Source organism: Myxococcus sp. CA039A (assembly GCF_013336645.1).
In the GTDB taxonomy this organism is placed as follows: Bacteria; Myxococcota; Myxococcia; order Myxococcales; family Myxococcaceae; genus Myxococcus; species Myxococcus llanfairpwllgwyngyllgogerychwyrndrobwllllantysiliogogogochensis.
Map to the genome: position 1 here is coordinate 1 of NZ_JABUMQ010000702.1, position 981 is coordinate 981.

Below are 981 nucleotides of genomic sequence, written 5' to 3' on the forward strand. Positions count from 1 at the left end.
GCTGGGGATATTGAAGGCGGGGGCGGCGTACGTACCGCTGGACACGAAGTACCCGGCGGAGCGGCTGGGGTACATGGTGGAGGATGCGAAGGTGGTGCGGGTGCTGACGCGGGCGAGTCAGCGCGCGGTGCTGCCGGAGCGGGCGCGAGAGTTGGCGCTGTGCGTGGACGAGGAGGCGGGGGAGATAGGGAGGAGGCCGGACATGGCGCCCCCGAGGGCGGTGCCACCTGGAGGCACCTGCTACGTGGTGTACACGTCGGGGAGCACGGGGAAGCCGAAGGGGGTGGCGCTGTCGCACGCGGCGCTGTGCAACCTCTTGCTGTGGCAGCGAGCGCACTCGGTGAAGGCGGAGGCTGTGACGTTGCAGTTCGCGTCGCTGAGCTTCGACGTGTCCTTCCAGGAAATCTTCTCGACGTGGAGCGCGGGAGGAGCGCTGGTGGTGCCGCCGGCGGCGCTGAGGCAGGACGTGCCGGCGCTGCTGGACTTCATGGTGAGTCACCAGGTGGAGCGGTTGTTTCTGCCCTTCGTCGCGCTGCAGGCGCTGGCGGACGCGGTGGCGCACGGGGCGAGTGTGCCCACGTCATTGAGGGAAGTGGTGACGGCGGGAGAGCAGTTGCAGGTGACGCCGGCGGTGGTGGCCTTCTTCGAGAAGTTGCCGGGGTGCGTGCTGGAGAATCAGTACGGCCCGTCGGAGACGCACGTGGTGAGTGCGCACCGGTTGAAGGGGCCGCCGGGGAGCTGGCCGAGACTGCCGCCGATTGGAGTGCCGCTGCCGGACACGAAGCTGCTGGTGTTGGACGGGCAGGGGAGGCTGTGTCCGATTGGAGTGGCCGGAGAGCTGTACATCGGCGGGGCGCAGCTGGCGCAGGGGTACCACGAGAGGGCGGAGCTGACGGCGAAGCGCTTCGTGCCGGATGGGTACGCGAGGGAGGCGGGGGCGAGGCTGTACCGGACGGGAGACAGGGCGAGGTGGAGAGGGGA

1 protein-coding gene is annotated in these 981 nt (G+C 69.4%); it reads left to right on the forward strand.

The genetic code is table 11. The features are described 5' to 3' along the window. The coding region (locus HR086_RS47130; RefSeq protein WP_174468936.1) for an AMP-binding protein at positions 1-981 on the forward strand (981 nt) is incomplete at both ends.